The organism is Paenibacillus profundus, from assembly GCF_021369635.1.
Classification (GTDB): domain Bacteria; phylum Bacillota; class Bacilli; order Paenibacillales; family Paenibacillaceae; genus Paenibacillus_B; species Paenibacillus_B profundus.
This window is the reverse complement of sequence record NZ_JAJNBZ010000013.1, coordinates 92,356-104,091: the sequence shown is the minus strand read 5'-3', so window position 1 is coordinate 104,091 and position 11,736 is coordinate 92,356. Positions and strand designations below refer to the sequence as shown.

The 11,736-nt window shown below is 50.3% G+C and carries 10 protein-coding genes; 7 read left to right on the top strand and 3 right to left on the bottom strand.

Annotation, left to right across the window (positions count from 1 at the left end; all coding sequences use genetic code 11):
• Window positions 1–68 precede the first annotated feature (68 nt).
• Both pfkB and LQV63_RS16455 read right to left on the bottom strand, forming a co-directional pair.
• The gene (gene pfkB, locus LQV63_RS16460) at window positions 69–1,001 is read right to left on the bottom strand and encodes a 1-phosphofructokinase (RefSeq protein ID WP_233697544.1); all 933 of its coding nucleotides are present in this window, start codon (window positions 999–1,001) and stop codon (window positions 69–71) included.
• A 37-nt stretch (window positions 1,002–1,038) separates the two neighbouring features.
• The gene (locus LQV63_RS16455; RefSeq protein ID WP_019421342.1) at window positions 1,039–1,908 is read right to left on the bottom strand and encodes a class II fructose-bisphosphate aldolase; all 870 of its coding nucleotides are present in this window, start codon (window positions 1,906–1,908) and stop codon (window positions 1,039–1,041) included.
• A gap of 89 nt (window positions 1,909–1,997) precedes the next feature.
• Here LQV63_RS16455 and LQV63_RS16450 point away from each other — a divergent pair, with 89 nt between their 5' ends.
• From LQV63_RS16450 to LQV63_RS16420, 7 genes are all read left to right on the top strand, one after another.
• Entirely contained in the window at window positions 1,998–3,053 is a 1,056-nt protein-coding gene (locus tag LQV63_RS16450) for an SIS domain-containing protein (RefSeq protein ID WP_233697543.1), read from the top strand.
• Window positions 3,054–3,246: 193 nt separating this feature from the next.
• Window positions 3,247–4,032 carry a DeoR/GlpR family DNA-binding transcription regulator gene (locus LQV63_RS16445; RefSeq protein ID WP_233697542.1) on the top strand — a complete coding sequence of 262 codons (786 nt, stop codon included), beginning with the start codon at window positions 3,247–3,249 and terminating at the stop codon, window positions 4,030–4,032.
• A gap of 538 nt (window positions 4,033–4,570) precedes the next feature.
• Window positions 4,571–5,053 carry a PTS sugar transporter subunit IIA gene (locus LQV63_RS16440; protein ID WP_233697541.1) on the top strand — a complete coding sequence of 161 codons (483 nt, stop codon included), beginning with the start codon at window positions 4,571–4,573 and terminating at the stop codon, window positions 5,051–5,053.
• A gap of 67 nt (window positions 5,054–5,120) precedes the next feature.
• The gene (locus LQV63_RS16435) at window positions 5,121–5,381 is read left to right on the top strand and encodes an HPr family phosphocarrier protein (RefSeq protein ID WP_019421338.1); all 261 of its coding nucleotides are present in this window, start codon (window positions 5,121–5,123) and stop codon (window positions 5,379–5,381) included.
• A gap of 95 nt (window positions 5,382–5,476) precedes the next feature.
• Entirely contained in the window at window positions 5,477–7,216 is a 1,740-nt protein-coding gene (gene ptsP / locus LQV63_RS16430; protein ID WP_233697540.1) for a phosphoenolpyruvate--protein phosphotransferase, read from the top strand.
• 257 nt (window positions 7,217–7,473) lie between these two features.
• On the top strand, window positions 7,474–8,328 hold the full coding sequence (locus tag LQV63_RS16425; protein ID WP_019421336.1) for a PRD domain-containing protein: 855 nt from the start codon (window positions 7,474–7,476) through the stop codon (window positions 8,326–8,328).
• A gap of 248 nt (window positions 8,329–8,576) precedes the next feature.
• Complete coding sequence (locus LQV63_RS16420) at window positions 8,577–10,028, top strand: PTS transporter subunit EIIC (protein ID WP_019421335.1); 1,452 nt, start codon at window positions 8,577–8,579, stop codon at window positions 10,026–10,028.
• Between the two features lie 486 nt (window positions 10,029–10,514).
• Here LQV63_RS16420 and LQV63_RS16415 read toward each other — a convergent pair whose 3' ends face one another.
• Window positions 10,515–11,039: a ferritin-like domain-containing protein gene (locus tag LQV63_RS16415; protein WP_233697539.1), complete on the bottom strand. Its 525-nt coding sequence runs from the start codon at window positions 11,037–11,039 to the stop codon at window positions 10,515–10,517.
• Window positions 11,040–11,736 lie beyond the last annotated feature (697 nt).

Sequence of the window (11,736 nt, the reverse complement as noted above, 5' to 3'; positions counted from 1 at the left end):
AAACGGCCGCCCGCACCTGTCTGGGCATACAGGATGCGGGCGGCCGTATATATAGGGCAGGGTTGCTGTTATAGAAGTGTTTCCACTTGAATTTGTTGCTTCAACGCCTCGACATCCTCAAGTCGCACCATGCCAGCGGATGGCATGAGCGCATTGGCCGTGCCGCAGGCGGCCCCCAGCTTCAGCCGTTCTTCCGCCGGTAAAGCGCGTTTGTCCGCGACGACCAGACCGGCGACCATGGAATCTCCACTGCCGACGGCGTTGACGGCGTCGATGCGCGGAATGCTCACGCGGAATAACTGCTTATCCATAGCGGACAGCGCCCCGCGCTCACCGAGTGAGACGACGACATTCGCGATGCCCTGCTTCGCTAGCCGGAGCAGAGCGGATTTGATGTCGTCTTCCTCTTCCGCGTTGCCGTCCGTCAGCTTCACGACTTCATGCTCGTTCGGCTTGATAAGATAAGGACGTGCAGCAATGCCTTCCACCAGCGCCTCACCGCTCGTATCCAGCACCGGGATAGCGCCGGCCCCGCGGGCGATGGTGATAAGCTCGGCATAGAGCCCAAGCTGGCATCCTTTGGGCAGACTGCCGGAGAAGACGACATGTGAGGAGTGCGAAGCGAGCTTCGCTATCCTCTCCTTCATCGACTCTATCGCTTCTGCCGGAATGGAAGGGCCGGCTTCCAACAGCTCCGTCTGGGTGCCTCCTTCCGGGTCGATCACATTCAAGCAGAGGCGCGATTCGCCCTCCACCGTGATGAAATCGGACGGAATTCCTTCCTGGCGCAGCTTCTCTGAGATCGCCATCCCATTGAAGCCAGCGACGAACCCTGTTGCGATCACGTCTTCACCGAGCGTGCGGATGACGCGAGCCACATTGATGCCTTTGCCTCCGGCAGTCGCATTCATTTGCTCCGCCCGGTGCAAGGAATTAAGGTTGAATCCGGGGATGATGTATGTCTTATCGATCGCCGCATTCAAGGTTACTGTTGTAATCATATACGTTCCTCCAACATGAAGCGGGCTGTTGCAGCGGTTAGCGAACCGCGTTCGCCTTGCCGATACAGCCGGCCATTTCCATCTTGCTCTTAGCTAGTGCTTTTACTGCCTCTTTCGCAGGCACCATATATTTACGTGGATCGTTCTCGTCAGGATTCCCTGCAAATACGGCTTTAATCGCATCGGAGAAGGCAATGCGCAGCTCTGTGGCAACGTTCATTTTTGCCATGCCATATTTCACGCAGCGCTTCACTTGTTCTTCCGGAATGCCAGAGCCGCCGTGCAGAACGAGTGGAACGCTCACATCTGCATAAATTCGTTCCAGTCGCTCGAACGCAATTTTCGGTTCACCTTTATAAATACCGTGCGCGGTGCCGATTGCTGGAGCAAGCGTAGGGACGCCGGTCGCCTCGACGAACGCAGCGCATTCTTCAGGAACGGCAAGTCGCGCATCTTCTTCTTCGACGACGATATCGTCTTCCACGCCGCCGACTTTGCCAAGCTCGGCTTCGATGTTGACGCCTGCGGCTGTAGCCACTTTCACAACTTCCTTCGTGCGGCTAATATTTTCTTCATATGGATGCATCGACGCATCGATCATGACGGATGTATAGCCAGCGCGGATACATTTTACAATGAGATCATAATCAGTGCAATGGTCTAGATGAAGTGCGATAGGAACCGAAGAGAGCTTGGCTGCGGTTTGGGCGGCAGATACGATGTATTCCGGCCCTAAGTGCTTCACCGTACCCACCGTCGTTTGCAAAATGAGGGGAGTTTGCGTTTCTTCTGCGGCTTCAACGACTGCCTGCAGCATTTCCAAGGTGTGAACGTTGAAAGCGGTAATGCCAAAGCCTTGTTCGCGAGCCGCTTGCAGCATAGATGTAGAGCTGATAAGATGTCCCATTTGCATAGCCTCCTGCATATTATGATTGAAACAATCAAAATAATGACTTATAATTTCATTAAGTTGATTATAAAGGAGGATTTTGTGGAATGTCAAACCAGAATACGCATACGTATCGCGAAATTAGTGATCAGGCTGCAGCTCTGCAAGAAGCATGGACACAATTGCAGCAACAACAGGATTGGATCGGGAAATATATAGGAAGCGATAAATATGAGGAAGTTGTCTTCATCGGCTCCGGTTCCTCTTGGTACCAAGCGATGACGATGGCGGCGACGTATCGGAAATGGACGGGACGCAGTGCGGTGGCGCATCCGTCCTCCGACTTGTTCTTGTTCCGTGAACAGACCGTGGCGGCATCGAAGAAGACGCTCTTGGTCGGAGTTTCGCGTTCGGGCGAGTCTCACGAAGTCATCCTTGCGTTAGAATCAGTGAAGGAACTGCCGCATTGGACCACGTGCGGCATCACTTGTCATCCGTCAAGCAAGATGGCAAATATGACGGATTGTCTTGTATCGCCGCGCGGTGCGGAGAAGAGCACGGTCATGACGAAGTCGCTCAGCAGCATGACCTTCATGATGCAGGCGGCGATTGCTCTTGGCGCAGGACAGGAGAAAGCATACAAGGAGTTGGAAGCTGTATTGCAATCCGACGCTGCGTCCGTTACAATGTCGGATGAAACGGCAGAAGCGTGGGTGAACGGAAATTCTTTTAATAAAACGATTTATTTAGGAATGGGCGCGTTGTACGGTCTTGCGCTGGAAGCGTGCTTGAAGCTGAAAGAAATGACCTATACGTGGACGGAAGCATACGGCACGCTAGAATTCCGCCACGGACCGAAGTCGATTGTCGATCCAGAAACGCAAATCGTGTTGCTGCTGTCCGAACAAGCACGCTCCTATGAGCTGAAGGTAGCTCAAGAAATGAAGCAATATGGCGCTACGGTCGTCATCGTAACCGCACAAGCCGGTGAAGATACGCAATTTGCCGACAAGGTGGTCGAGCTTGGTGCTGCGGATGTCTGCGATGAAGCACGTGCGGTATTGTATTTGCCATTTATTCAATACAACGGTTATTATACGGCGGTGAACCGGGGCCTTAACCCGGACGATCCACGGAACTTGACCCAATTTGTATCTATATAATAAGCGTGTCTATTTGCGTGAATCGCATGTAGGAAGTTCGTAACTGGCGCTGCTAACGGAGGTTCTGTCTCCGGCTAGCAGCTCTTGCTTTGCCGGCATACCGCTTTTGGACCGCATTCATCATGGGTTTAAGCCCTTTTTTACCTAGTAACAACCCGCAACGCAACAACCAGCAACGGATGGAGTGAATCGTATGAGTGAATCGTTATCCAAAGGCGAGCAGCGCCGACAGCAAATTTTGCAAGTGTTAAAACAGAATGGACGCATTACGATAGCGGAGATGATCGATCGTTTTGAATGCTCGGAAGCGACCGCTCGCCGGGATTTGGACTTATTGGAGCGGAAAGGCGAGCTGATTCGCACGATCGGGGGCGCGATTTTTGAAGGTGCTGGTTCCGTACGGGAAGTTCCTTTCGTAGAGAAGCGCCAACTGCTATGGCTGGAGAAGGAAGCGATCGCAGAACGCGCCCTTGACTTTATCGAGGAGGGTGACAGCATTTGCTTGACCGGCGGAACGACGACGTTTCTCATCGCGAAGCTGCTGAAGCAGCGCCAAGGGATTACCGTTGTGACCAATGCGGTGAATATTGCGATGGAGCTGTCAGATTGTGAAGGCATCCAGGTTGTCGTCATTGGCGGCGTAATGCGAAGCAACAGCTTTGAACTATGCGGACCGCTCGCAGAGCGCACGATTGAGCATTTGAATATTGAAAAGTTGTTCATGGGCATCGACGGCTTCTCTACAACCAAAGGCATTACGACGTATTCCGAGCTGGAAGCACAGACTGCCCGCATGCTGATGCGCCAAGCACAGCAGACGATCGCGGTGTTCGATTATACGAAGGTCGGCAAAGCTTCATTGTTCTCCGTAGCTCCTGTCAATGAGCTGACGGCATGTATCACGGACCGGCTTCTCCCTGCTGATATGGCGGAGGAACTGGATCGAGCGGGAGTGTTGTGCCACTACGCCAACCTGTAGAACGGCCCAACCAACGTATTACTTATTTAGATTAAAGGAATCTGCAACGGCTTTCCTCCGTGTCACGTATGGTATGTAATAAAATGTTTTCTCTGGGTGTAATGTGGTGCAGCCAGGAATGAATCGGGTATAGAGAGAATAAGACGGTATGAGCATGATGCGGCGGTATGATTTACAACCAGAACGCACATCTTATGGATACCGCATAACTCATTTGCCAATGTACTGATGGCGAATATGTCTAATTTTACCCAATCGCCCGGCTCGCTTGCACACACAATATCCATCATGATACAATGAGTGGTGAATTTTACACTGCAAGTCAGCGTGTTACTAGTACGACTAGGCATGAGCTAAGCGGCTGTTCACTGGGTGAACTGCATGCTTCAGCGCATGCCTTTTTGCTTTTTTTTAACAGCAACACGTATTTGTTGCACATGATCGTCGGCTGATTTATCCCGCTGGAAGAACAGAAATACAGAACACTGACAGTAACGGATTGCCATAGGATAACGGTTCATACAAGGAGGAAATTTATATGTTTGGATTTGGAAAGAAAAAGAAAACGATCTCCATTACAGCGCCTATTACAGGTAAAGCGGTAGCATTGGAGCAAGTTCCTGACCCGGCTTTCGCACAAAAAATTATCGGTGACGGCATCGCCATCGAACCAGAGCAAGGAGTGCTTATCGCCCCCTTTGACGGACAGGTCATCCATCTGATTGATACGTACCATTCCTTGGTGCTCGGTCATGAATCTGGACTTGAATTGCTTATTCATATCGGCGTGAACACGGTATCGCTGCAGGGCAAACCGTTCAAGCCTCATGTCAAAACAGGCGATAAAGTGAAAAAGGGTCAAACGCTGATCGAGTTCGATATCTCCCAAATTAAAGAAGCGGGTCTGCCGGTCATCACACCTGTTATTGTGGCCAACGGTGATGTTGTCGCCGAGCTTAAAGCGAACACAGGCAGCGTGACGGCGAATTCGAATGAACTGATGGAAATTGTCCTGAAATAAGACGGAATCGTAAAACATATCGTAAGTAAAAACACCAGTAAACTTTGATGGAAAGAGGTCATGAATAATGGAAAAGCAATTTACAATCAAAAACCCGCAAGGGATTCATGCGCGTCCGGCAGGTGCGATTATGAAAAAAGCGGCGGAATTTGCAAATGCGCAAATCTCGTTGGAGTTCAACGGCCGCAAAGTTAGCGCGAAAAGCATCACTGGCGTCTTAACGCTTGGCATGAAGGCAGGGGACATCATTACCGTATCTGCGGAAGGCGATCAAGCTGCGGAAGCGATCGATGCAGTAGGCACAGTTATTGAATCGGTTCTCGACTAATTCATTACGGATAAAGAAAAGCCCTTCAGAAGAAGGGCTGGCAGGCATACTGTGGATTTGAAATAAGCATCAACAAAAGGAGTGGAGAAACCGTCATGCTACTTCAAGGAATCGCGGCAGCATCAGGATACGCTATCGGAAAGGCATTCGTCATGCAGGAGCAAGCCACTGCGGTGGAGCGCAAGGACATTGGAACGGACGCCGTTGAAGCCGAGGTGGAGCGTTTTCAGAATGCTGTGCAGCAGGCGATGGACGAGCTGGAGCAGATCAAAGAGAACACGGCAGCGAAGTTGGGGGAACATCATGCGGAAATCTTCGCTACGCATATTCTTGTCTTGCAGGATGAAGAATTTGTCGGTCAGGCGAAGGAGAAGGTCCGTCAAGAAGCGGTGAATGCGGAATTTGCGCTTCAAGAAGTGACGCAGCAGCTTGTGGATATCTTTACGAGCATGGACAGTGAATATATGCGTGAGCGCGCGGCAGACTTCCGCGATGTGAGCCAGCGTGTGCTCGGCTTGTTGTCTGGCAAGAAGTCGGCACAGCTAAGTGACTTTGATGAGGCGGTGGTCTTGTTCGCACATGACTTGACCCCATCCGATACGGCGCAGCTGGATCGCAGCAAGGTGGCCGGATTCGCGACCAACATCGGCGGACGCACATCGCACTCTGCCATTATGGCCCGCTCAATGGAAATTCCGGCGGTCGTTGGCTTGCAGCATGCAACGGAAAGCGTCGAGACCGGAGACATGATCATGTTGGATGGATCGAGCGGCATTATCTTGATCAATCCGGACGAGGACACGTTGAGCTTGTATCGAGAGAAAAAACAGAAGTTCGAGAAGCGTCAAGAAGAGATGAAGCTGTACAAGGATAAGCCTTCCGTAACGGCAGATGGCCATGAAGTGGAACTGGTGGCGAACATCGGCAATCCGCAGGATGCGTTGGGTGCCCGGAACAATGGGGCGGAAGGTGTCGGCCTATACCGTACGGAATTTTTGTACATGGGCCGTGACAGCTTCCCGTCGGAAGAAGAGCAATACAATTCTTATGTCACGGTATGCGAAACGATCGGGTCTGATAAGCCTGTTGTTATCCGTACGCTGGATATCGGCGGCGACAAAGAATTGCCATACTTGGAGCTTCCAAAAGAAATGAACCCGTTCCTTGGCTATCGCGCCATTCGTCTCTGCTTGGACCGCAAAGATCTGTTCAAGACGCAACTGCGTGCGATTTTGCGTGCTAGCGCGCACGGCAACGTCAAATTGATGTATCCGATGATATCTACGATAACCGAGCTGCGCGAAGCGAATGCTATCTTGGCAGAAACGAAAGCGGAGCTGGATGAGGAAGGCATCGCCTATAACAAAGGGATGGAAGTCGGCATGATGATTGAGGTGCCTGCGGCTGCGATTATCGCCGATCAGCTGGCTAAGGAAGTTGATTTCTTCTCAATTGGCACGAACGATCTCGTTCAATATACGATGGCGGCGGACCGTATGAACGAGCAGGTGTCTCACCTGACACAGCCGTTTAATCCGGCGGTGCTGCGCCTGATTCGCATGGTTATCGATGCGGCGCACCAAGAAGGCAAGTGGGCCGGGATGTGCGGCGAAATGGCAGGCAACCTGAAGGCGGTGCCGATTCTGCTCGGACTGGGACTCGATGAATTCAGCATGAGCGCAAGTTCCGTGCTGTCAGTTCGCGTGCTGCTCTCCCGTTTGAACCGGGATGAGATGAAACAATTGGCCGAAGAAGCGCTAGCGCTGGAAACAGCTGAGGAGATTCAATACCTGGTGGTGAAACGGGTAGCGGCGGTTCAAGAACTATCCATTTAACATTTATACACGTTATAAGTTAATAAATGTAGGCCGAGAGAGGGGATACCCCTTTTTCGGCGCTGCAATTGACGTTGATGGTTCGACACTAATTTGACAAAAAGTTTATTATTATTCTAAATTTAGACATAATTCTCTTTTTATGTTGACAATGATTGCGGTTTCAACTACAATGATTTTACAGTTGAACGCGTTAATGCGAAAACGTTTCCATTCAATGATTTATCTCCGCAATTTCATGAGAAAGGAGATTCACGTTGTCAAGCAAGCGTCGCTTTGAGATTATACGGTCATTAAGCAACAATGTCGTATTGGCGAACGATGTGTTGACGAACAAAGAAACCATTCTCATGGGAAAGGGACTCGGATTCGGAGCTAAACCTGGAGGAGAGCTTGTTCCGAGTGACACCCGCATTGAGAAGACATTTGCTTTAGAGAGTCAGCAGCATCTGTCGCAGTATCAGATGCTCTTGGAACAGATTGATCCGGAAGTCATTACCGTATCCGAGCAGATCATTTCCATGGTGTCTGAAGCGCTTACGCCGGATTTGAACGAGCATATTCACCTCGCATTGCCGAGCCACATTGAATATGCGCTATACCGGTTGCGCCATGACATTGCGATTGAAAATCCGTTTTTGTGGGAGCTTCGCACCTTGAATCCGAAGGAATATGAGCTTGCTGCTCAGGCGGCCGGGCTTATTGACCGGACATTCGGTGTGACTGTGCCAGAAGATGAAATCGGATTCTTGACGATACACATTCAGTCGGCTGTCGCACATGTTCCTGTCGGGAATATGGTCCAGTTCAATCATCTACTAAAGGATCTGGTTGCGCTGATCGAAGAACGACGAGGGGGCGACATCCCGAAAGACAGCATAGACTACCTTCGGCTCATTACGCATCTCCGCTTCGCCATTGAGCGAATCCGCCAAGGGGAGCATTCCCGCAATCCGTTCCGGGACAAGCTGAAGGACATGGTGCCTTATGAGTTCGAGGTGGCGCAGGAATGTGCCGCGTTAATGGCACGGAAGCTAGAGACGGAAGTGTCGGAGGACGAGACAGCATACATCGCTATGCATCTGTACCGATTGTTTAACAAAGACGAGTAATTATCTATTACCTATAAGTGCGTGTTCAAAAGAGGACTTTTCGAACAACCTCTATAACAACCTTCATAACAGGCGTGTTACTAGTACGACTAGGCATGAGCTTGCCAAGGGATAGCATCCGCGATATCGGGTGGTGTCTCATCGCAAGCTCATGTCTTTTTGCGTTGTTGCGGTGATGACAGGCAGAAGAATAAAACTTTGGCCTTTTATCCATACTTTACTTAACCAATTAAGGAGGAGAACAACTCATGCTAGCCTTTTTGCAAAGAATTGGTCGGGCATTGATGCTCCCGGTTGCAACGTTGCCGGCGGCAGCTATTTTGCTTCGCTTCGGTGCAATTGACTATGTGAAAGACTTCCATATGGGAGACACGGTCGGCGGGTTCCTGAACCAATATATTGCCCCGTTCCTGGATGCAGGCGGCTCCGCTATATTTGATAACTTGGCTCTTATATTCGCCATCGGGGTAGCCATCGGATTTGCTTCAGACGCGGTGGCCGTATTGGCGGCCGTCATAGCGCATATTATTTTACTTAAAGTATTGTCCAAAATTCCGGCAGCGTTCGCGTTCATTCCGGATGACATGAAGCTCGACATGGGCGTCATCGGCGGTATATTGGCCGGTGGTATCGCTGCGTTCCTGTACAACAAATATCATGATATTAAAGTGCCGGATTGGCTTGGCTTTTTCGGCGGCAAACGATTTGTGCCGATTGTCACCTCAGCGGTTATGATTTTAGTGGCGATTCCGTTCGGGATTGTATGGGGACCGGTTCAACAGGCGCTCGATTCCTTCGGCAACTGGATTGTTGAACTCGGAGCGGTCGGCTCCGGCATCTTCATGGTAGCGAACCGGCTACTCATTCCATTCGGTCTGCACCACGTGTTGAATGCAATTGCATGGTTCCAAATCGGCTCCTTTACCGACGCTGCCGGACAAGTATGGCAGGGCGACATTGCCCGATTCTTCCATGGCGACCCGACGTCAGGGTTGTTCATGACTGGGTTTTTCCCAATCATGATGTTCGCATTACCAGGTGCGGCTCTCGCCATTATTCATGCGGCGAAGCCGGAGAATCGCAAAATGGTTGCTTCCATCTTCATCGGTACGGCTATCGCGTCGTTCCTAACTGGGATTACGGAGCCGATCGAATTCGCATTTATGTTCGTTGCTCCCGTACTGTTCGTTGTCCATGCGATATTGGCGGGGGTGTCTGGATTCGTAACGGCAACGCTTGGCATTAAGCACGGGTTTGGGTTCTCAGCAGGCTTTATCGACTATGCGCTGAACTTCCCATTGGCGACGAAGCCATTGCTTCTGATTCCAATCGGACTCGCCTACTTTGTGGTTTACTATTTCTTGTTCCGCTTCCTGATTGTGAAGCTGAATCTGAAGACGCCGGGACGCGAGGATGAGCTGGAGACAGAAGGAGACGCGGATAACACGGTCAACGCCAACTCCAGCCTGCGTGAGAAGGCGGAAAAAGTCGTCGGACTTATCGGCGGCAAAGATAACATTATTACGAACGAAGCATGTATTACGCGCTTGCGCTTGACGCTGAAGGACGACACCGTGGTCAACGAGGCGGGCTTGAAGGCGCTCGGCGCCGCCGGGATTATGAAGCTCGGCAAAGGCAACGTGCAGGTGGTGTTCGGTACGCAGTCCGAGCTCTTGAAGGAAGAAATCAAGAAGCTATAACCTAATATTGCTGTAATGGCAACGGCTCCGCGTCTTTAAGATGCGGAGCCGTTCTGTTGTAGGGGGATATGTCCGGTTGCCGTTTAGTAGGGAGTAGGCCCGCTTGCCGCTCATTAACGTTATGCCGCACAAAATGTACATTCGGTCCTCGCACATGCATCTCGACCATATGTGATTTCTTGAATCAGCAGACAGTCAAGCAAATCAAAGCGCAATAAGCTGCATCAGAACACAGTAGTTAAACAGGTGTACATCACAACGGAGTAGTTATACCATAACGCAATAGGTTGCATGTAAATGGGGCATATATATTGCACAAATTACAGTTGATTGGAATTGAAAGGATGCCCTTTGCCAAAAAGAGAAGCATTCTGACGAATGGGGAGGGTGAGCAAAAGTAAGCATCCGGGTGAAAAATAAACGAAACAGAGATGTTACGGCGATGTTGGGTCAGAGGGGATTAGAGAATAGATTAAAAGGATTGCGCTATTTATTTTTCGCGTATAAGAAATTGTATTTGCTGGCGTGCTTCAACTCGTCAGTCAATATTTCAAAAATGATGTTGCGGAACGGTTCCGGCCCAACCGTGAAATAAATGCGCCGGTATTTTTCAACTGCGCTGAGCTCACCGAAGAGAGCCTTTTCCAGCCCTTCGAGATACGAGGCTGTCGGCTGATAGGATTCATCTATGGCTTCAGGGACTTGTTGCCCGGTCAAGCAATAGTAGATATAGCGGAACCATTGGCGATGCCTCCGCTCGTCGTTGCGAATGGACGCGATAATGTCCTTGTCCGCCTGGGAAGGGGCGAGCCGGATTAAATCATCATAGAACAGCTCGTCATCGCGTTCCCCTTGAATGGAGCTCGCAATGAGCGGGAGGGCCGTATTCAGGTTGGTGTCGTAAGCATCGAGCGGCGGCTGAAGCGGGTTAGTTAAGCATTCGGTGCTTGGAACAGGGGCATTTGCGCGATATGGGGCATATGGGGGGCTCATGCAGAATAAAGGAAGCATGTTAAGTCCTCCTCGATATGGATTCGATCTTGCAATATCATATGTGTGTCCGCCTAGAAGGGTACCTGACTTCTATAATTATGACGGAAATAACCAGTTAAGAGCCACTTGTTTCATTCAGAGTAAATTTTTGGAGAGGCGTTACACTCTCCGTTCGGCGTTTCCGTTCACTCTCCCCTTCAGTCAGTAACAACGATTCCAGCATCGTCCAGACGCTCTATGGTGTGATTGAACGGTTGATGTAATAGTGGGAGGGAGCATCTCCAACTGCAATCATACATTTGAGAGTTCCCTTCTAACGTCTTGCGTCACGCTGGACAGCACAGAGAGATGCCCCTTCTGAACGAGAGGGAGAGTGGAGAAAAGTACGTGGCAGCGTATCGTGATTGGCTAGAAATGTGAGCTATCTTTAGTTCATTCATATAGTTACTCTGAGCGCAATGAACTACATCAGTGTGTAGTTAGGTTAATTAGGGACATACCTGATGATTGCTTTATTATTACTGCCTAATATCTCGAAAATTGAGCGTTGATAAGTGTGATGACGGCTATATCGATTCGACTTGGCAAGGATACCAAGCTGCATCCATTGGATTTCGTCCAATGCTTTTTAGCATGAAGCGTGACTGGGTGTCATTTCACTGGAAATGATCCAATAGGACCGGATCAATTTGGCTCTAAAAGACTAAAAAGGACG

Coding starts and splice junctions, on each gene's coding strand:
- LQV63_RS16435 (WP_019421338.1), top strand. CDS start 5,121: ATGGAAAAGCAATTTACAATCAAAAACCCGCAAGGGATTCATGCGCGT.
- LQV63_RS16445 (WP_233697542.1), top strand. CDS start 3,247: ATGAGTGAATCGTTATCCAAAGGCGAGCAGCGCCGACAGCAAATTTTG.
- pfkB (WP_233697544.1), bottom strand. CDS start 1,001: ATGATTACAACAGTAACCTTGAATGCGGCGATCGATAAGACATACATC.
- LQV63_RS16415 (WP_233697539.1), bottom strand. CDS start 11,039: ATGCTTCCTTTATTCTGCATGAGCCCCCCATATGCCCCATATCGCGCA.
- LQV63_RS16440 (WP_233697541.1), top strand. CDS start 4,571: ATGTTTGGATTTGGAAAGAAAAAGAAAACGATCTCCATTACAGCGCCT.
- ptsP (WP_233697540.1), top strand. CDS start 5,477: ATGCTACTTCAAGGAATCGCGGCAGCATCAGGATACGCTATCGGAAAG.
- LQV63_RS16455 (WP_019421342.1), bottom strand. CDS start 1,908: ATGGGACATCTTATCAGCTCTACATCTATGCTGCAAGCGGCTCGCGAA.
- LQV63_RS16420 (WP_019421335.1), top strand. CDS start 8,577: ATGCTAGCCTTTTTGCAAAGAATTGGTCGGGCATTGATGCTCCCGGTT.
- LQV63_RS16450 (WP_233697543.1), top strand. CDS start 1,998: ATGTCAAACCAGAATACGCATACGTATCGCGAAATTAGTGATCAGGCT.